At 66.3% G+C, this 19,151-nt stretch carries 14 protein-coding genes, 1 tRNA gene and 1 pseudogene; 5 read left to right on the plus strand and 11 right to left on the minus strand.

Translation table 11 applies throughout. From position 1 onward, the window contains the following. Positions 1–332: 332 nt before the first annotated feature. Complete coding sequence (locus SJY20_RS08745) at positions 333–2,534, plus strand: calcium-binding protein (protein WP_380786351.1); 2,202 nt, start codon at positions 333–335, stop codon at positions 2,532–2,534. A 224-nt stretch (positions 2,535–2,758) separates the two neighbouring features. Here the strand turns inward: SJY20_RS08745 and SJY20_RS08750 are convergent, their stop codons facing one another. Further along, the gene (locus tag SJY20_RS08750; RefSeq protein WP_380786353.1) at positions 2,759–3,454 is read right to left on the minus strand and encodes a phosphatase PAP2 family protein; all 696 of its coding nucleotides are present in this window, start codon (positions 3,452–3,454) and stop codon (positions 2,759–2,761) included. 638 nt (positions 3,455–4,092) lie between these two features. After that, on the minus strand, positions 4,093–4,422 hold the full coding sequence (locus tag SJY20_RS08755) for a hypothetical protein (RefSeq protein WP_380786354.1): 330 nt from the start codon (positions 4,420–4,422) through the stop codon (positions 4,093–4,095). A gap of 28 nt (positions 4,423–4,450) precedes the next feature. Between SJY20_RS08755 and SJY20_RS08760 the strand changes: the two are divergent. Then, a pseudogene (locus SJY20_RS08760) lies at positions 4,451–4,663 on the plus strand (Arm DNA-binding domain-containing protein); the annotation flags it as partial. 121 nt (positions 4,664–4,784) lie between these two features. Beyond that, positions 4,785–5,009: a hypothetical protein gene (locus SJY20_RS08765; protein ID WP_380788614.1), complete on the plus strand. Its 225-nt coding sequence runs from the start codon at positions 4,785–4,787 to the stop codon at positions 5,007–5,009. Positions 5,010–5,084: 75 nt separating this feature from the next. Here SJY20_RS08765 and SJY20_RS08770 read toward each other — a convergent pair. The 3 genes from SJY20_RS08770 to moaA form a co-directional block, all read right to left on the minus strand. Beyond that, positions 5,085–5,159, minus strand: a tRNA-Asn gene (locus SJY20_RS08770). A gap of 104 nt (positions 5,160–5,263) precedes the next feature. After that, positions 5,264–6,040, minus strand: coding sequence for an NAD kinase (locus tag SJY20_RS08775; protein ID WP_380786355.1), 777 nt, complete (start codon positions 6,038–6,040; stop codon positions 5,264–5,266). Then, complete coding sequence (moaA, locus tag SJY20_RS08780; RefSeq protein WP_380786356.1) at positions 6,037–7,041, minus strand: GTP 3',8-cyclase MoaA; 1,005 nt, start codon at positions 7,039–7,041, stop codon at positions 6,037–6,039. The genes SJY20_RS08775 and moaA overlap by 4 nt, the downstream gene beginning before the upstream one ends. Before the next feature lie 25 nt (positions 7,042–7,066). Here moaA and SJY20_RS08785 point away from each other — a divergent pair, with 25 nt between their 5' ends. Continuing rightward, on the plus strand, positions 7,067–8,815 hold the full coding sequence (locus tag SJY20_RS08785) for a putative bifunctional diguanylate cyclase/phosphodiesterase (protein WP_380786357.1): 1,749 nt from the start codon (positions 7,067–7,069) through the stop codon (positions 8,813–8,815). Positions 8,816–8,939: 124 nt separating this feature from the next. Here the strand turns inward: SJY20_RS08785 and mfd are convergent, their stop codons facing one another. Both mfd and SJY20_RS08795 read right to left on the minus strand, forming a co-directional pair. Beyond that, positions 8,940–12,410, minus strand: a complete 3,471-nt coding sequence (mfd, locus tag SJY20_RS08790) for a transcription-repair coupling factor (protein ID WP_380786359.1) — start codon at positions 12,408–12,410, stop codon at positions 8,940–8,942. Between the two features lie 118 nt (positions 12,411–12,528). Next, positions 12,529–12,795 carry a succinate dehydrogenase assembly factor 2 gene (locus tag SJY20_RS08795; protein ID WP_380786360.1) on the minus strand — a complete coding sequence of 89 codons (267 nt, stop codon included), beginning with the start codon at positions 12,793–12,795 and terminating at the stop codon, positions 12,529–12,531. A 72-nt stretch (positions 12,796–12,867) separates the two neighbouring features. Here SJY20_RS08795 and recG point away from each other — a divergent pair, with 72 nt between their 5' ends. Continuing rightward, entirely contained in the window at positions 12,868–14,919 is a 2,052-nt protein-coding gene (gene recG / locus SJY20_RS08800; protein WP_380786361.1) for an ATP-dependent DNA helicase RecG, read from the plus strand. Positions 14,920–14,996: 77 nt separating this feature from the next. On the opposite strand, the gene SJY20_RS08805 is transcribed toward recG, so the two are convergent. From SJY20_RS08805 to serS, 4 genes are all read right to left on the minus strand, one after another. Further along, entirely contained in the window at positions 14,997–15,314 is a 318-nt protein-coding gene (locus tag SJY20_RS08805) for a PilZ domain-containing protein (protein ID WP_380786362.1), read from the minus strand. Positions 15,315–15,414: 100 nt separating this feature from the next. After that, positions 15,415–16,641 (minus strand): tyrosine--tRNA ligase, encoded by a 1,227-nt coding sequence (gene tyrS, locus SJY20_RS08810; RefSeq protein ID WP_380786363.1) that lies wholly within the window; start codon positions 16,639–16,641, stop codon positions 15,415–15,417. Positions 16,642–16,777: 136 nt separating this feature from the next. After that, positions 16,778–17,752, minus strand: coding sequence for a peptidoglycan DD-metalloendopeptidase family protein (locus SJY20_RS08815; protein WP_380788616.1), 975 nt, complete (start codon positions 17,750–17,752; stop codon positions 16,778–16,780). 107 nt (positions 17,753–17,859) lie between these two features. Beyond that, positions 17,860–19,134, minus strand: coding sequence for a serine--tRNA ligase (gene serS / locus SJY20_RS08820; RefSeq protein WP_380786364.1), 1,275 nt, complete (start codon positions 19,132–19,134; stop codon positions 17,860–17,862). Positions 19,135–19,151 lie beyond the last annotated feature (17 nt).

Genomic DNA, 19,151 nt, shown 5'->3' on the forward strand with positions numbered 1-19,151 from the left:
TACGACCCGTAAGTGCGAAGGTCGCGAGAGCGCGGTGACGCGTCGATGAATGCGAGAACGCTCTTGTGGCTCCCGATCGCACTTCAACTCCGCGATGGCTGAATGTCCGGTTGTGGTGGAAAGCAAACTTTCGCTTGTCGATGCGCCCCCCCGGATTTCGCCAGCGGTATTTGGCTGATAAGTGTTTGGCTAAGCCGGCCTGACCATTCGAGAAGCCGACCTAGGCGCGGCAACGATTTCCTTTAAGCCCCACGAAAGCGTTTCATCGCGTCCTGTGGTGCTCGTTGCTGCAAGGCCATGCCTCCGGTACGATCTTTGAAGAGGAGAGCGACATGGCTGTGATTACGGGCACCGGCGGCAATGACATTCTGCGCGGGACTGATAGTGCTGACGTGATCAACGCGCTGGGCGGGGACGACCTGATATACCCCGGCAACGGCTCCGACCTGGTTGATGCCGGCGACGGCGATGATCGCGTCGTGGTAAGCGTCGTCTCTTTCGACCAGGGCGTGTCCGCGATTTTGGACGGCGGCGCCGGGCACAACACGCTCGATTTCAGTCAGGCGGCATTCTCGTTTGCATTCCCTTATGTCCTTGTCACGGACTCGTTTCCAAACAACGCCATCAAGTACGGGTCGATCTATGCGCAAAACTTCGACCATTTCGTCCTGTCATCGGCATCGGACTACTTCACTGTCGGTAATGTCACTATCGACCTCGTGCTTGATGGTGGCCCCGGGAACGACCTTATCGCTACTGGCACGGGCAATGACATCCTCTTGGGCGGCGACGGAGAGGACACGCTGAACGGCGGCGGTGGCTTCAACGTGCTCGATGGCGGGTCGGGAGTCGACTGGGTCACGTTCAAGGACGGTCAGCCGGTAAGTGTCGACCTCCGACTTGGGCAGGCGGTCTATACTGGCTATACTAGCGGTGTAGATCGCCTCGTTTCGATCGAGAACGTCCGGGGTACGAGCCTCGCGGACACTCTGATTGGCGATGACGGGGCGAACGTCTTCAACGGCTATGGTGGGGCAGACATCATTGATGGCGGTGGCGGCTCCGACACCATCTCAATGCAGGATTCTGTCCATATACCCGAAAGATATGCATACCCGCTTGTTCTGCCCGGCGTGAACATCGATCTGTCGAGTCAACTTGCGTGGGACCGCACCGTTTATACGCATCTTACGTCGATCGAGAACGCGATCGGCAGCATCGGCGGCGATTACATCATAGGGGATGCGGGTTCGAACTATTTGCAGGGACTCGGTGGGAACGATCAGATATTCGGCGGCGACGGCGACGACATTCTGGACAGTGGCGTAGATCAGTACAATTATCTTGGTGTGGACAGCCTGTACGGCGGCAACGGTAACGACATACTCCTGTACGGCGGGGGCAATGATCTCATGGACGGCGGCGAAGGCTCGGATACGGTGAGCTTCGCGAGCATCGACGGTCCCGTCGACGTCGATCTGCGTCAACGCCTTGATAGTGGCATGTACGTCTCAATCGAGAATCTGAGCGGGTCAATCGGGAATGATCGCCTTACCGGCGATGACAGCGACAACATCTTGGATGGCGGTACAGGCGGTGCGGATGTCCTCGACGGCAGCAATGGCAGCGATACCGTCAGTTCCGCTTCCTCGGTTACAGCGGTAACAATCGATCTGGCTGCGCAGCTGACCTGGGACGGCTCCAGGAATGATCGGCTTCTGTCGATCGAGAATGCGATCGGCTCCCGCTTCGACGACTTCATCCGTGGCGATGCCGGCAACAATGTGCTGGACGGCGGTGCGGGTGGCGCGGACACGCTGATCGGCAACGGCGGCATGGACACGGTGAGCTATGCGACATCGCAGCGCGGCGTCGTTGTCGATCTGCTGCATCAGCTCACCTGGGACGGGATCGTGAACGATCATCTCGCCGGGATCGGGAACGCCAGCGGCTCGGGATTCGACGATAACCTGCGCGGCGACGCGCTGGCCAATGTGCTGGACGGTGGCGCCGGCGGGTCCGATACGGTCAGCTACATCGATGCCGGCGTCTCGGTGATCATCGATCTGGCCGCGCAGCTTACGTGGGATGGCACAGTCAACGATCAGTTGAAATCGATCGAGAACGCGCAAGGCACACGCTATGGGGACGTGCTCGTCGGCGATGCGGGCGCGAACATCCTCCAAGGTCTCGGCGGTGCCGACCTGCTCACGGGCGGCGGCGGTGCTGACCGCTTCCTGTACACCGATCTGTCGGACTCGCAGCTTGGTGCGCTCGACCATATCCTGGATTTCAGCGAGATGGATGGCGATCGCGTCGATGTGATCGCGCTCGATGGCAACAGCCGGCTGGCCGGCGATCAAGGCTTCCACTTCGTCGGCGCGTTTAGTGGCGCCGCCGAGCAAGCCGTGCTCTACTACGACACCAACGCCGACACGACAACCTTGTCGCTCGACGTGAATGGCGATGCGGTGGCGGATTTCCAACTGCAGATCTTAGGTCATATTTACGCCACGAGTGACTTCGTTTTCTGATCTGCGATGCGCAGTGACGTGCATCGTCACCAATTCTTCTGCGCTGTTATGCTGCCCAAACGGCAACTCTTGGGCGTTGGCGGACATTCGACGCGACGGATCCGCAAATGTCAGAGTTTGGTGGACAGCGGATCGCCTGCTTTCGGATGTTGGACGGCGATAGCAGGCAACTTATTTCTTCGACAAACCGATTTGTTACGGCGGGTTGGCTGACGCCGCCTATGTCAGAATCGCATCGCCAGACCGACCCCGCCGCTCTTGGTGCCGCCCCAAGGCATGACTCGAACGGAGGCATTTGCCTTCGACGTGATGACGAATCCACACAACTCACCAACTGCCGCGCCGACGACGACATCGTCCCAGGCATGCTTCTTGGCCTCAACGCGCGAAACCGCGACGAACGCCGCGACGAGCTGTGCAGGTATGCCGACCTTCCAACCATTGCGGTTCTGAAGTGTGGCGGCGGCCGAGAACGCGAGGGAGGCATGACCCGAAGGGAAGCTTTTGGCATCGCTGCCGTCGGGACGCCGATCGGGAAATGCCTGCTTAAGCCCTTGGGTTAGCACGAACGCGGCACCCATGCTTCCGGCGGCCTGGATATCTCCCGTGCTATCGTGGCGCAGTGCAGGCAGGCCGAGTGCGGCGCCGACCAACGCGCCTGTCGCTACGGTGCCGGCGGTGCCCCAGGTCGATGACTGGGCTATTGCCGGCGTCGCGGTGCAGAAAGCGGTGGCACAGGACAGCAAAGCTACGCTCCCGAAACGCGTCGGCTTGCAGTCCGCGGGTCGGAGCAGGCGCACCGCCGCTCGTGCGCTCGCGGGGGAAGCCAGTTCGTTCCACTCGGCCAAGGGGTTTGCTGAAGAGTGTCGAACACTCTGCGCGTGTTTACGAGAAAGGAACGGCTCGAACTTGAAAGTCATGTAAATACCCCCTGACGTGACACAAGGATGACGCCGCTATGACGGCAGCACCCCAGCTTCCCTGCGAAAATAGATTTGCAGCGCCCCACGGCGATGGAACGAATTTACGCCCTCGCGGCAGGCGGTATGCGCATTCGACGATAACATCGCGACGATCGTCGAACAGGGCTCTGGCAGAGGAGGCGCAAATTCCCTGTCGACCATTTACTGATGACGTATGTCCGCTCTTGCGGGCGGCAGAAGCGAGCCAAAAGCCGGACTATGGGCGTTAGCAGTAGTCCGATAGCCGTTGCGGCTAGGGGTGTCGGTCGGGGTATCGAACCCCGACGGACATCACGAAAGTGGCCGAAAACGGTGCGGTACGCGGTTGCACAGCGGAGGGTGTATCCGCCGTGTAATCCGGTAGCACCGCACAAACCGGCGTCATTCTCAGAACGAAACAAGCTGATCGCGCCACCGCATTTTGGGGCCCGGACCATCTCCGGCGCCGGGCAGCACACCGTCCAGAATCAGATCGGCAACGCGGTAGGCACATTGCTTCGTCGTAAAGGTAAAATGCGCAACCTGCTCAACGGCCGCTTGGAGGGTGGCAGGCAAGCGAATGTCTCGCCGCAGATCTCATATCATCGGTTCATCGTTCAAACCAAGCGCCCAAAACGCTGTGAAGATGTTGGTGACGCAAAGTCAGTACATGTTTTTTCGTTGTTAACGTCGCTGGCGAGACCAAATAGCTCTGCGTCCATCGCTAAGGCCGTGTCGCTAAGTCTCGATAGAACTTGATCGAATTGAGCCCGCTCGAGACGCTTCCAGCTTTCTAAGCTCAAGCCGTGGAGACCTTTCGACGCCATACAAATATGCGCGATCGAAATCGCCTCCATCGAAGCTAGCAGGCCGAGTTGGGCGAGATGATGGTCGCTCAAATGCACGCTCGTCGCCGTAGGCGGCCGCCACCCTTCGCCTTCCACCATTTTCACTCCCCGACCGAATGCGGTTCATATGCTGACCAACGCAGAGGTGAAAGCCGCGCGGCCGCGCGCGGCCGCTTACAAGATCTTCGACGAGCGGGGTCTGCACCTCTACGTCGCGACGAACGGCCGCAAGTCGCTGCGCATGAAGTTCCAGTTCGAGGGGCGCGAGAAGCTGCTGACGATCGGCACCTGGCCGGAGGTGTCGCTGGTCGACGCCCGGGCCCGGTGCGACCTGGCGCACGAGCAGCTTCGCCCGCGGCGTGGATCCATCGAGCAAGTCGGCCGCGGCAGCGGCCGTGCAAATTTGCACGTTCGAGGACATCGGCAGACGCTGCCACGCGCACATGCTTTAGCGCTGGACGCTGGCGCACGCGACCGACGCCCCCGCGAGCCTCGAACGCGATGTCTTTTCAGCGATCGGCACGATTGCGACGCCCGTCGTGCTGACCGCCCTATGCATGATCGAGGCGCGGGGCCGGCTCGAGACGGCGAAGCGCGTCCGGCAACGGATCTCTGGCGCTTTCATGTTCGCGATAGACGACGCCCCGGTGCAGCAGGATCCCGCGGGGATGCTCGGCCGCGTGTAATACCATGGGTCAGAACCGGCTTCTGCCGAATGCTGCCTCAACTGCCTAAAAGCGAGGACTTATGAGACCGGCAACTGGCTCCCTGAGTAGGATTCGAACCTACGGCCACTCGATTAACAGTCGAGAGCTCTACCGCTGAGCTATCAGGGACCGTTGCCGGAGGCGGCTCTATAACTGGCCGAACGGAGGATGCAAGCGGGTTTCGACTGAAACGGTTGTGCGCCGATGATCAGGCCCCGTAATCAGGCCCACAATCAGGCAACGAATTGCTCCATCGTGATCCGGTCGTCGAGCGCATGTTCGGGATCGAACAGCAGCGTCAGTTCGCGGGCGCGGTCCATGCAGATATCGACCTGCGCGACGTCGCGGATCTCGCGCTGGTCGGCGACCGCGGAGACCGGGCGCTTGCCGGCATCGAGCACGCGGATGCCGATGCGCGCCTTGTCGGGCAGGATCGCGCCGCGCCAGCGCCGCGGGCGGAATGGGCTGATCGGGGTCAGTGCGATCATGCCCGAACCGAGCGGCAGGATCGGTCCCTGGGCCGACAAATTGTACGCGGTCGATCCGGCGGGGGTGGCCGCGAGGATACCGTCGCAGGCGAGCTCCGGCAGCACCACGCGGTCGTTGACCGTCACCTCCAGCTTCGCGGTCTGGCGGGTCTCGCGCAGCAGCGACACCTCGTTGATTGCGGGCAGCGTATGGACCCGGCCGTCGACACCTGTCGCGGTCATCTTGAGCGGGGTCACCTTGAACGATTTCGCACGCTCCAGCCGGTCGTCGAGGCCGTGGTGGCGCCATTCGTTCATCAGGAAGCCGACCGTGCCCAGATTCATCCCGAACACCGGGACGACCGGCTGGCGGCGCTCGAGCATTGCGTGGAGCGTCTGCAGCATGAAGCCATCGCCGCCCAGCGCGATGATGACGTCGGCGTCCTCGACCGCGACCCACTCGCCCATCTCGGCCAGCGCAGCCTCAGCCTCGCGCGCAGACGGTGCCGACGATGCCACCAGCGCCCGCCGCGCGTAGGTCATCCGCCGGTCACGCTCATGTGTCGCGCGACCGCGGGCGTGCCGATCTGGAAGTCGTGGCGCTTGGGCTTGGCATAAAGCCCGGCGTCGATCGCTTCGTCGAGCCCGGCAATGCCGCCGTCGCGCAACGCCTGTTTCAGGTCGACCTGATCGTCATGGCCAAGGCACATGTACAGCTTGCCCTCGGTGGTCAGCCGGACCCGGTTGCAGCCGTCGCAGAAATTGGCGGTCAGCGGCGAGATCAGCCCTAGCCGTGTCGTGCCGCCATCGACGCTCCAGTAGCGCGCGGGGCCGCCGGTGGTGCGCGCATCGCGGGTCAGCGCGAACCGCGTGCCGAGATCTTCGAACACCTTGGTCAGCGGCAGGAAGCGGTCGGTGCGATCCTCGTCGACCGCGCCCAGCGGCATCGTCTCGATCAGCGACAGGTCGAACCCCTCGTCGCGGCACCAGGCCAGCATCGGCGCAATCTCGTCTTCGTTCAGGCCCTTCAGCGCGACCATGTTGATCTTGATCGCGAGGCCCGCGTCGCGACCCGCCTTGATCCCGCCGATGACCTGCGACAGGTCGCCGTGACGGGTGATGTAGCGGAAGCGATCCGGGTCGAGGCTGTCGAGGCTGACGTTGACGCGTCGGATGCCGGCATCGACCATCTGCGCGGCATGCTCGGCCAACCGGGTGCCGTTGGTAGTCATGGTCAGTTCTTCGAGACCGGCACCGACATGCCGCCCCAGCCGCTGGACCAGCTCGCCGACATCGCGCCGGACCAGCGGTTCGCCGCCCGACAGCCGGATCTTGGTCACGCCGCGGGCGATGAAGCGCTCGGCGACGACCGCGATCTCTTCCAGGCTCATCAGCTTGGCCTTGGGCAGGAACGTCATCGTCTCGGCCATGCAATAGCGGCAGCGCAGGTCGCAGCGATCGGTGACCGAGATCCGCAGATAGCGGATCGTGCGGCCGTGCGTGTCCACCATCGGCTTTTCGGACAGGGCGGGAGCGGCGTTCATGGTATCGGAGCTAAGGTGCGCGGGGGTGTCGAACAAGTGCGTTCCTGCATTGGCGGAGGCCGATGCCGCGGCTAGGCTCGCACCGATGGATGATGGTGCGATCGATTTGATGGACATGGCAAGGGCAACGTCGCTGTTCGCGCTATCGTTCCGTCACGGTGACGAGATCGCACGGATCGCGGCGGGCGCGGGGTGGCAGGCGGACATGCAGGGGGATGCCGACGACGTCGCCGCGGCGTATCTGGCGAGCGGGGCTGCGATCGCCGTGGTCGATGCGCGCGATGCGTTGGACCAGGGGTTGGCGGCGACCGAGGCACTGGGTGGCGCGATCGCGGGGAACGGTGATGCACTGCTGGTACTCGTGTCGCGCGCCGATGCCGATGCGATCGGCGATTTCTTCGACCGGGGCGCGACGCAGTTCCTGATGAGCCCGTACCGCGATGGCGACCTGATCCAGGCGCTGCGCTTTGCCGATCGGTACGCGACCCGAGCGCGCGGTGTTCCGGCGGAGCGGCGGGTCGTGCCCGGCGGCTGGCGGCACGACCGCGATGCCGGCGACGCGCGACGTTGGATCGACGAGCGACGCGCGGACGGGCGACCGGTGGCGGCGGTGCTGGTGGCGCTGTCCCGGCTCGATATCGTCAATGCGGCGCATGGCAGGCCCGCGGTCGATGCGCTGATCGAGGCGGCGGTGCGCCGCGTGGATGCCATCGCGTCTGCGGATCTGGGCGAGTCCGCTATGGTCGCCCGGCTCGGCGGCGCCGAGTTCGTGCTCGTCGCCGAGGCCGAAGGTGACGCGCTGACGCGGACGATCACCGCGCTCGACGCAGCACTGGCGCGGCCGTTTGCGGTGGCGGATGCGCTGGCGGTGCTGGGCTGCCGGTTCGGCGTGGCGGAGGCGCAGGACGGTGAGGATGCCGCGGCACTGCTGCGGCGGGCCAGCGAGGCGTTGGTAGCTGCAAAGGCGAGCGACGGCGCGATGCTGCATCTGGCGCTGCCCGACGGCGTGGTGCCGCTCGACGCGCTGGCGATCGACCTGCATCACGCGATCGAGCGCGACGAGATCGATATCCGCTTCCAGCCGCAGGTCGAGATCGCGAGCGGGCGGATCACCGGGGTCGAGGCGCTGGCGCGCTGGAACCACCGCAAGCTGGGGCCGCTCGGCGCCGACGCGCTGTTCGCCGCCGCCGACCGCGCCGATCTGGGGGTGGCGCTGTCGGATCACATCCAGCAGCTGGTCCTTGCCCGGGCGATGGCGTGGCCCGCGGTGCTGGGCAATCTGCGGGTGTCGCTGAACCTGTCGGCGGCGGATATCGCACGCCCGGGCTTCGCGGCGCTGTTCCTCGCGCGGGTCGATGCGAGCGGCTTTCCACGCGGGCGGCTGACGATCGAGGTTACCGAGACCGGGCTGATCGAGGACCTTGCCGCCGCGTCCGCACTGCTGGCGGAACTGCGCGGGGCAGGGTGTCGCGTGGCGATCGACGATTTCGGGACGGGGTATTCGAGTCTCGCCTATCTGAAGTCGCTGCCGCTCGATTACGTCAAGATCGACAAGTCGCTGGTCCGCGACATCGACGGCAGCGCACGCGACCGCGTCGTCGTGGCCGGCGCGATCACGATGGCGCGGTCGCTGGGGATGGCGGTGATCGCGGAAGGCGTGGAAACGCCCGCGCAACTCGCGCTGCTCGCGGCGGGCGGGTGCGAGATCTACCAGGGGTTCCTGCTGTCCGAGCCGGTCGGCGAGGATGCGCTGGTGGAGCTGATGGCGCGCTGATTTTGCGGCGCCACCAGCATTCCGTCACCCCAGCGAAGGCTGGAGTCTCCTGCGGCTCCTGTCCCGCCCCTGCCGAATGAGATCCCAGCCTGCGCTGGGATGACGGAGGGTGGGCGAGGGGCGGTTATCCCGCCGCCTTCGCCAACCCCTTCGACAATTGCAGCGCACCATGCAGCCGCGCCTTCGGATCGCCCCACGCCCGCTGCAGCACCAGCTTGCTGTCCGGCCGCAACCGCGCGACGCCGTTCAAGCGCTCGACATACGCCAACAGCTTGTCGATGTTGGGCGGCTTGTCGCCGTGGAACGACACCAGCACGCCCTTCGGCCCGACGTCGATCTTGGACACACAAGCCTTCTTGGCGTTGAGCTTGATCTCGATGACCTTGATCAGATTCTCGGTCGCGTCGGGCAGCGGACCGAAGCGATCGATCATCTCGGCGGCGAACGCCTCGATCTCCTGACCCTCGTCGAGATCGTTGAGGCGGCGATAAAGCCCCATCCGCAGGTCGAGATCGGGCACGTAATCCTCGGGGATGAGGATCGGCGCGTCGACCGTGATCTGCGGCGAGAAATCGCGTGGCCGCGACGAGGTCATGCCGCCGGCCTTGGCGTCCATGATCGCCTCCTCCAGCATCGCCTGGTAGAGTTCGAACCCGACCTCCTTGATATGCCCGGTCTGCTCGTCGCCGAGCATGTTGCCCGCACCGCGAATGTCGAGATCGTGGCTCGCCAACTGGAACCCCGCGCCGAGCGAATCGAGATCGGACAGCACCTTCAGCCGCTTCTCGGCCGTTACCGTCATCTGCCGCTCGGGCGGCGTCACCAGATACGCATAGGCACGCGTCTTCGAGCGGCCTACGCGACCACGCAGCTGATACAGCTGGGCTAGGCCGAAGCGGTCGGCGCGGTGGACGATCATCGTGTTGGCGGACGCGATGTCGATCCCGCTCTCGATGATCGTGGTCGAGACGAGCACCTCGAACTTCTTGTCGTAGAACGCCGACATGCGCTCCTCGACTTCGGTCGGCGACATCTGGCCGTGTGCGACGACGAAGCGGATCTCGGGCACCTGTTCGCGCAGGAAATCCTCGATCTCCGGCAGGTCGGCCACGCGGGGGGTGACGACGAAGCTCTGCCCGCCACGGTAATGCTCGCGCAGCAGCGCCTCGCGCAGCACGACCGGATCGAACGGCATGATGTACGTCCGCACCGCGAGACGATCGACCGGCGGGGTCTGGATCACCGACAGCTCGCGGATCCCCGACATCGCCATCTGCAGCGTGCGCGGGATCGGCGTCGCGGTCAGCGTCAGCATGTGGACGTCCGCCCGCAGCGCCTTCAGCCGCTCCTTGTGCGTCACGCCGAACCGCTGTTCCTCGTCGACCACCACCAGCCCGAGCCGCTTGAAGTCGATATTCTTCGCAAGCAGCGCATGCGTGCCGATGACGACGTCGATCGTGCCGTTCGCCAGCCCCTCCTTGGTCGCCTTCGCCTCGCTCGCGGTGACGAGTCGCGACAGGCGGCCCATGTTCATCGGGAAACCTTCGAACCGGCTCACGAAGTTGTTGTAGTGCTGGCGCGCGAGCAACGTCGTCGGGCAGACGATCGCGACCTGCTTGCCGCCCATCGCCGCGACGAACGCGGCGCGCAACGCGACCTCGGTCTTGCCGAAGCCGACGTCGCCGACCACCAACCGGTCCATCGGTTTGCCCGCGGCCAGATCGCCGAGCACGTCCTCGATCGCACGGTCCTGGTCCTCGGTTTCCTCGTACGGGAAGCGGTCGACGAAGCTCGGATAGCCGCTCGCATCGGGTTCGAGCACGTCGCCCGGATGCAGCGCGCGTTCGGCGGCGGTCGCGATGAGTTCGCCGGCGATCTCGCGGATCCGCTCCTTCATCTTCGATTTCCGGCGCTGCCAGCCTTCGCCACCGAGCCGGTCGAGCGTCGCGCCTTCCTCGGACGAGCCGTAGCGCGAGAGGACGTCGATGTTCTCGACGGGCACGTACAGCTTGTCGCCGCCGGCATAGCTCAGCGCGACGCAGTCATGCGGGCTCTGGCCGACCGGAATCGAGGTCAGGCCCTCGTAGCGGCCGATGCCGTGCTCGGTATGGACGACCAGATCACCCGGCGTCAGCGTCGCCAGTTCGGCTAGGAACGCGTCGGCGGATTTCTTGCGTTTCTTGCGGTGGACGAGGCGGTCGCCGAGCATGTCCTGCTCGGTGAGAACCGCGATCCCCGGCGCGGTGAAGCCGTGGTCGAGCGGCAGGACGATCAGCGCGACGCCGAAGCTGCGCGCGGTATCCGCGATGCCGAGCGCCTCCTGCCAGGTCTCGGCGTGCTTGCCGCCTTTCATCCCGTGGTCGGCGAGCAAACTCCCCAGGCGTTCGCGTGCGCCGATCGAGTAGCTGGCGAGGATCGGTTTCCGGCCCTGCTTGCGCAGTTTCTCGACGTGATCGGCGACGGCTTCGTAGATGTTCGCCTGTGCCGCCCGTTCAGGGCCGAAATCGCGCGGGCCGTCGACGTCGAAGTCGAGCACGGTGTCGCTCGGCGGTTCGTGGAACGGCGAGGTGATGTGCGCCGCGAACGCCGCGACCCCGCCGGACCATTCCTGCGCGTCGAGATACAGCGCCTTGGCGGGCATCGGCCGGTAGCTGCCGGGCTGGGCGGCCTCTGCGCGCTTGCGGTTCTCGTAATAGTCCGCGATCGATTCGAGCCGGCTTTCCACCGCCGCGGCTACCCCGTTGTCGCGGACCACCACGTCATCGGCGCCGAGATGGTCGAACAACGTCGCCATCTTTTCCTCGAACAGCGGCAGCCAATGCTCCATGCCCGCGATGCGCCGGCCTTCGGAGATCGCCTGGTACATCGGATCGCCAGTCGCGGTCGCGCCGAACGCGTCGCGGTAGCGGGTGCGGAAGCGCTTGATCGAATCCTCGTCGAGCAAAGCTTCGGAGGCGGGGAGCAGGACGAAGCCGTCGATCCGCCCCGTGGTGCGCTGGTCGGTCGCGTCGAAGGTGCGGACGCTCTCGATCTCGTCGCCGAAGAAATCGAGGCGGAGCGCATGGTCTTCGCCCGACGGATAAAGATCGACGATCCCGCCGCGCACCGCGTACTCGCCCTGGTCGTGGACGGTGTCGGTGCGGACATAGCCGTTCGCTTGGAGCAGCATGGCCAGCTTGTCGCGGCCGATCCGTTCGCCGGGCGCGAGCCGCGCGACGAGCTGGCGGATGCGGAACGGGGTGAGGACGCGCTGAGTCGCGGCATTGGCAGTGGTCAGCAGGAGCTGCGGACCCTTGGGCTTGCCCTGGAGGCGTTGCAGCGCGGCGACGCGCTCGGCCATGATACGCAAGGTGGGCGAGGCGCGGTCGTAGGGGAGGCAGTCCCAGGCCGGGAAGCTCAGCACTTCGAGATCGGGCGCGAAATACGCCGCGGTCGAGGCGACCGCGCGCATCGCCGCGTCGTCCGGCGCGATGAACACCGCGCGCGTCTTCGCGGCGCGCGCGAGGTCGGCGAGCAGCGACGGCTGGAAACCGGACGGCACGCCCGACAGCGTCAGCGGGCTCGTCGCGGAAAGGATCGTGTTCAGGTCTGGCATCGGCTTCCTAAAGCCCTCTCCCCGCCGGGGAGAGGGTTGGGTGAGGGGCTGTTCTAGGCGCTGCGCTGCTTGGCTGCCCCTCACCCCGACCCTCTCCCCAAAGGGGGGAGGGAGTATGTTACTTCACGACCGTCACGTAATCGATGTCGCGCATCGCCTGCATCATCGGCCCGTCCCACTCCGGCGGACACACGATCGAGCCGATCGCCCAGCCCATTATGTCGACGTCCTGTTCCTCCAGCAGCGCCTCGAACCAGTCGAGCTGCTCGGCCGTCCATGTCCGGCCATAGGTCGCGAAGAAGCCGCCGATCATCATGTCGGCTTCGCGCGTGCCGCGGTGCGAGCTGCGAAAGCCCAGGCGCTTGAGGCGGGTCTCGTGGTCCATCGTATCTCCAACGCCAATAAGCCGGCGACCACTGGAAGCGGTCGTCGGCTGGGCTATAGGACGCAGATAGTCATGCGACCCGAAATCCTCAATCCGCTGTTCGCCGAAACCCTCGTCCTGAAAGGCGTCGGCCCCGCGCTCGCCAAGCCGCTCGACCGGCTCGGGTTGGCGCGCGTCGTCGACGTTGCGTTCCATCTGCCGACCGGCTACGTCGACCGCGTGTCGCGCACCGAGCTGATGACGAGCGACGCGGGGCGGATGATCACGATCACGCTGACCCCCCGCGACTACCGCTCGAGCGCGGGGCGGGGGCCGACCCGCGTGCAGGCGACCGACGTCCACGGCAACTATGTCAGCCTGGTCTTCTTCGGCGGCAATTCGGGCTGGGCGAAGAAGCTCCTCCCGATCGGCGAGGCCAAGCGCGTCTCGGGACGGCTCGATCAATATGGCCAGGAGCTGCAGATCGTCCACCCCGAGCTCGCCGAGCCCGACGAGACGCTGCCCGAACGCGAGCCGATCTATCCGTTGTCGGAGGGGCTGACGTCGCGCAAGCTGGCCGGGCTGACGGCGCAGGCGGTCACGCGCGCACCGGACCTGCCCGAATGGATCGAACCCGGGCTGAAGGCGAAGCGGGAATGGCCGAACTGGCATGAGTCGCTGGCGCGCATCCACGCCGACCCCGCCGACGCCAAGGCGCGCGAGCGGCTGGCGTATGACGAGGTGTTCGCCAACCAGTTGGCGATGACGCTGGTCCGCGCCGATACGCGCAAACGGCGGGGGCGTGCGCTCAGCGGCGACGGCCGGCTGCGCGCGATGCTCGATCTGCCGTACACGCTGACCGGCGCGCAATCGCGGACCGTCGCAGAGATCGAGGGCGATCTCGCGCAGACCGCGCCGATGCTGCGGCTGCTGCAGGGCGATGTCGGCTCGGGCAAGACCCTGGTCGCGGCGATGGCGATGCTGATCGCGGTCGAGGCCGGCGCGCAGGCGGCGATGCTCGCGCCGACCGAAATCCTGGCGCGTCAGCATTACGAGACGCTGCGCAAATTGCTCGGCAATCTGCCTATCAACGTCGGCGTACTGACGGGGCGCGACAAGGGCCGCGTGCGCGAATCGACGCTGATGGCGCTGGCGAGCGGCGAGATCGACATCCTCATCGGCACGCACGCGATCTTCCAGGATGCGGTCGGCTACAAGGACCTGGGGCTGGTCGTGGTCGACGAGCAGCACCGCTTCGGCGTCGCACAGCGGATGACGTTGCAGTCGAAAGGCATCGCCCCGCCACACCTGCTCGCGATGACCGCGACGCCGATCCCGCGCACGCTGACGCTCGCGCAATACGGCGAGATGGACGTCAGTCGCCTCGACGAGATGCCGCCGGGGCGCCAGCCGATCGAGACGCGCGTGATCTCGGAGGACCGGCTCGACGACGTCGTCAACGCGCTAGGCCGGCATCTGGCGGACGGCGGGCAGGCCTATTGGGTATGCCCGCTGGTCGAGGAGAGCGAGAAGAGCGACCTCGCCGCCGCCGAGATGCGCGCGGAGACGCTCCGCGCCCGTTTCGGCGACAAGGTCGCGCTCGTCCACGGCCGCATGAAGCCGGCGGAGAAGGACGCGGTGATGGCCGAATTCTCCGCCGCGAAGACCGCCGTACTCGTCGCCACCACCGTGATCGAGGTCGGCGTCGACGTCCCCAACGCCACGCTGATCGTCATCGAGCACGCCGACCGCTTCGGCCTCGCCCAGCTCCATCAGCTCCGCGGCCGGGTAGGGCGCGGCACCGGGCGATCGATCTGCCTGCTGATGCGCGGGTCGTCGCTCAGCGAAACGTCGCGCGCGCGCCTCGCCCTGATGCGCGAGACCAACGACGGCTTCCGCATCGCCGAGGAGGACCTCCGCCTCCGTGGCGCAGGCGAACTGCTCGGCACCAAGCAGTCGGGCGAGATGGCGTTCCGGCTCGCGACGCCCGAGATGATGGCCGACCTGCTGCAATGCGCCCACGACGACGCACGCCTGCTCATCGATCGCGACGGCGGGCTGGAGGGGCCGAGGGGACAGGCGGCGAGGACAGCCCTCTATCTGTTCGATCGCGATGCAGGCGTCGCGCTGCTCCGGTCGGGGTAACCGCACCGTCATCCTGACGAAAGTCAGGATCCAGAGCCCCAAGCGTCACGCCTGTAACTATGGATTCTGGGGAAAGACTAGACGCTCCGCAACAGCGTCGACAGCATCCCGTAATATTCCGCCATCGGGATCGCCCGCGCGAATTCGCAGCCGATCCGCCCGCCCAGCACCCAGCGCACATTGGCCTGAACCTGCCCCAGGATCGGCAGCTCCACGCCGATCGCCGCGCCGACCTCCGGCGCCAGCTCGCACCGCGCCATCAGCCCGGTCGCGGAGATATTGACGATCACCAGCTTCGTGACGACGCCCTCGGCATCGGTCGCGCGGGTGCGGTGCATGACCTCGTCCCGCGGCGCACCCCGTGCGTCGATGTTCGTCTCCGTCTGGTTCGCCATGCGTGCCCCGATCGATTGCCCGCGCCCGTCCTAGGGTCTGCACGGGGACGCGGCTACTAACGCGCTTGGTTAACGGCCGTTTTAACCAGAACGCGTGCAGTTAGCCGGCTGGCGTCAGCATCCCGTGGCGTTTCTTGCCCAGGCTCAGACGGACCGGGCCGGCGATATCGATCACCGCGGCGGCCTCGCGCACCGGTTCGCCATCGACGCGCACCGCCCCCTCGGCGATTTTCCGCCGCGCTTCGCCGTTCGACGTCACGAAGCCGAGGCCGACCAGCGCGTCGACCAACCCGATCGAGGGGCCTGCAACCGCGAAGCTCGGCAGCGCATCGCCCGACGCGCCCTCCTCGAACGTCTTCCGCGCGGTGTCGGCGGCCTGCTCGGCGGCGGCACGGCCGCGGCACATCGCGGTGGCTTCGTTCGCGAGCACGATCTTGGCGGCGTTGATCTCCGCGCCCTCCAGCGCCTCGAGCCGCGCGATCTCGTCCAGCGGCAGGTCGGTGAACAGCCGCAGGAACCGCCCGACGTCGCGGTCGTCGGTGTTCCGCCAGAACTGCCAATAGTCGAAATGTGGCAACTGGTCCTCGTGCAGCCACACCGCACCCGCCATCGTCTTGCCCATCTTGCCGCCGTCCGCGGTCGTGATCAGCGGCGTGGTGATCCCGTAGACCTCGGTCGAATCCATCCGCCGCGCCAGCTCGATGCCGTTGACGATGTTGCCCCACTGGTCCGATCCGCCCATCTGCAGCCGGCATTCGGTGCGCCGCGACAGTTCGAGGAAGTCGTAGGCCTGCAGGATCATGTAGTTGAATTCGAGGAAGCTCAGCGACTGTTCGCGGTCGAGCCGCAGCTTGACCGAATCGAACGCCAGCATCCGGTTGACCGAGAAATGCTGGCCGACGTCGCGCAGGAACGGGATGTATTCGAGCGCGTCGAGCCACTCGGCGTTGTCGAGCATCACCGCGTCGGTGGGGCCATCCCCGAACGTCAGGAAGCGTTCGAAGATGCGGCGGATCGACGCGACGTTGGCCTTGATCCCGTCCTCGCCGAGCAGTTTCCGCGCTTCGTCCTTGAAGCTCGGATCGCCGATCTTGCCGGTGCCGCCACCCATCAGCACGATCGGCTTGTGCCCGGTCTGCTGCAGCCGCCGCAGCAGCATGATCTGCACCAGGCTGCCGACGTGGAGCGACGGCGCGGTCGGATCGAACCCGATATAGCCGGGCACCACGCCCTTCACCGCGAGCGCATCGAGCGCCGCCGCATCGGTCATTTGGTGGACATAGCCGCGCGTGGCGAGCGTCGTGAGCAGGTCGGACTGGTAGGTCATGGCCCGGCGGTTAGCATGCACGCCGGGCTCCGTCATCCCAGCGAAGGCTGGGATCTTTGGAGAGGTTCGCGACCTCCAACCGGGAGATCCCAGCCTTCGCTGTGATGACGACGGTGACGCATCACGCGCGGGAGAATCACGTCCGTGGCAGCTGGCTCGTCGGATCCACCGGGGTCCGCCCCTTGCGCAGTTCGAAATGCACCTCGGGCCGGTCCGCAAACCCGGTGTCGCCCGACAGCGCGATGGTCTGCCCGCGCTTCACCGCCTGGCCGCGCTGCACCAGCAGCTTCGACGCATGGCCATAGATGCTGGTCCAGCCACCACCATGCTTGACGATCACCAGCCCGCCGAGCGCGGCGATGCCGTCGCCGACATAGGCGACGACGCCGTCCGCCGCGGCATGGATCGGCGTCGCCATCGGCACCGCGATCTTGATGCCGTCGTTGCGCTCGCCGCTGGCGCCCGATCCGAACCGTTTCACGACGCGGCCGTCGACCGGCCAGAGGAAACCGCCGCCCGCCAGCCGCGCTGGCGCAGTGACCACCGCGTTGGACGGGAGCACGCGGCGCGGCGTTGCGACCGGTCGTGCCGGTGCCTGGTTGCTCGCCAGCGCGGGCTCGCCACCGGTCAGGATGTCGTCGATGTCGAGCCTGAACGCGGCAGCGCGATGGGTACGGCTAGGGCTGTCCGAGCCCCCGTCGCCGGGGATCACGATGCGCTGGTCGGCGCGCAGCACATAGGGTTCGACCAGCGCGTTGGCGGCGACGATCCGCGACCATTCGACGCCGTAGGCGCGCGCGATCGCGATCCCGGTCTCGCCGCGCTGGACCTGGTGATAGCGCCCGGCCGGTATCGTCAGCCGTTGCCCGGTGCGGATCGTGTACGGCACCGCCAGGTCGTTGGCGCGGGCGATCGCCTCCAGGCTGGCGCCGCTGCGGTCGACCACGCGGCTCAGCGTATCGCCGGGCTGGACGACATAGATCGACTGATCGATGCGCCGCGCGTCGGCGCGGACCGGCCGCGCTTCCCAGGCCGGGCGCGGGGCGGGGAGGGCGGCGACGTCGCTGCCCTCGCGCGTCACCGGTTCCTGGTGCGGCACCTCCTGCACCATCCGCGGCGGCGCGCGATAGGGCCGGGGCGGCGGCGCCTCGCTCGGCGGGCGATCGACGCTCGGGATACACGCCGCCAGCGCAAGGAGCGGCAGGACGGCGGTCCGCTTCACCGCGGCGCCAGCCGCTCGAGCCCACCCAGATACGGCTGCAGCGCCGCCGGTACCGCGACCGATCCGTCCGCCTGCTGATAATTCTCGATCACCGCGACCAGCGTCCGGCCGACCGCGAGCGCCGAGCCGTTGAGCGTATGCACGAACCGCGTGCCCTTCTCGCCCTCGGGCCGATAGCGCGCGTTCATCCGCCGCGCCTGGAAATCGGTGCAGGTCGAACAGCTCGAAATCTCGCGATAACGATCCTGTCCGGGCAGCCAGACTTCGAGATCATAGGTGCGCGCCGCCGAGAAGCCCATGTCGCCGGTGCATAGCAGCATTCGCCTGAACGGCAGCTGCAACGCCTCCAGCACGCCTTCCGCGCACTGCGTCATCCGCTCGTGCTCGGCCTCGGACTGGTCGGGCGTGACGATCGAGACCATCTCGACCTTGTCGAACTGGTGCTGCCGGATCAGCCCGCGCGTATCGCGCCCCGCGGCGCCCGCTTCGGAGCGAAAACACGGGGTCAGCGCGGTGAAGCGCAGCGGCAGTTCGCCCTCCGCCAGGATCTTGCCCGCAACGATGTTGGTCAGGCTCACTTCGGCGGTAGGGATCAGCCAGTGTCCCTCGGTGGTGCGGAACAAATCCTCGGCGAATTTCGGCAGCTGCCCGGTTCCGAACAGCGCCTCGTCGCGCACCAGCAAAGGCGGCGCGACTTCCTCGAAACCGTGCTCGACCATCCGATCGAGCATGAACTGGCCCAACGCGCGCTGCAGCTTGGCCGCGGGGCCACGGAGCAGGGTGAAGCGCGCGCCTGCCATCGCCACGCCGGTCTCGAAATCCAAGCCGATCGCCGGCCCGATCGCATCATGCTCACGCGCCGCGAACGCGAGGTCCGGCTTGGTGCCAAGAGCATGGACCAGGACGTTGTCGTCCTCGCCGCCGCCCTGCGGGACATCGGCCAGCGGCGAATTGGGAATGATCGCCAGCGCGGTATCGAGCTCCTCACCCAGTCGCGCCTCGTCGGCTTCCAGCGCCGGCAGCGCCTCCTTCAGCCCCGCGACCTCCGCCATCAGCGCCTCGGCCTTGGCGTGATCCTTCTGGCCCTTCGCCTGCCCGATCGCCTTCGACAGTTCGTTGCGGCGCGCCTGCATCGCCTGCGCCTCGGCGATCATCGACCGGCGCCGTTCGTCGAGCGCAACCAGCGTGGCGGCCTGGGGCGGCAGGGCGCGGCGGGCGAGGGCGGCGTCGAAGGCGGCGGGATCGTCGCGGATCAGGCGGATGTCGTGCATGCCTGCGCTATGCCCAG

The organism is Sphingomonas sp. R86521, from assembly GCF_042466235.1.
GTDB lineage: Bacteria > Pseudomonadota > Alphaproteobacteria > Sphingomonadales > Sphingomonadaceae > Sphingomonas.

Bases quoted from the DNA above. Each gene is read 5' to 3' on its own strand.
- moaA (WP_380786356.1), bottom strand. From the start codon at position 7,041: ATGAACGCCGCTCCCGCCCTGTCCGAAAAGCCGATGGTGGACACGCAC.
- mfd (WP_380786359.1), bottom strand. From the start codon at position 12,410: ATGCCAGACCTGAACACGATCCTTTCCGCGACGAGCCCGCTGACGCTG.
- recG (WP_380786361.1), top strand. From the start codon at position 12,868: ATGCGACCCGAAATCCTCAATCCGCTGTTCGCCGAAACCCTCGTCCTG.
- tyrS (WP_380786363.1), bottom strand. From the start codon at position 16,641: ATGACCTACCAGTCCGACCTGCTCACGACGCTCGCCACGCGCGGCTAT.
- SJY20_RS08815 (WP_380788616.1), bottom strand. From the start codon at position 17,752: ATGGTGCAGGAGGTGCCGCACCAGGAACCGGTGACGCGCGAGGGCAGC.
- SJY20_RS08805 (WP_380786362.1), bottom strand. From the start codon at position 15,314: ATGGCGAACCAGACGGAGACGAACATCGACGCACGGGGTGCGCCGCGG.
- SJY20_RS08750 (WP_380786353.1), bottom strand. From the start codon at position 3,454: ATGACTTTCAAGTTCGAGCCGTTCCTTTCTCGTAAACACGCGCAGAGT.
- SJY20_RS08755 (WP_380786354.1), bottom strand. From the start codon at position 4,422: ATGGTGGAAGGCGAAGGGTGGCGGCCGCCTACGGCGACGAGCGTGCAT.
- SJY20_RS08795 (WP_380786360.1), bottom strand. From the start codon at position 12,795: ATGGACCACGAGACCCGCCTCAAGCGCCTGGGCTTTCGCAGCTCGCAC.
- SJY20_RS08775 (WP_380786355.1), bottom strand. From the start codon at position 6,040: ATGACCTACGCGCGGCGGGCGCTGGTGGCATCGTCGGCACCGTCTGCG.
- SJY20_RS08745 (WP_380786351.1), top strand. From the start codon at position 333: ATGGCTGTGATTACGGGCACCGGCGGCAATGACATTCTGCGCGGGACT.
- serS (WP_380786364.1), bottom strand. From the start codon at position 19,134: ATGCACGACATCCGCCTGATCCGCGACGATCCCGCCGCCTTCGACGCC.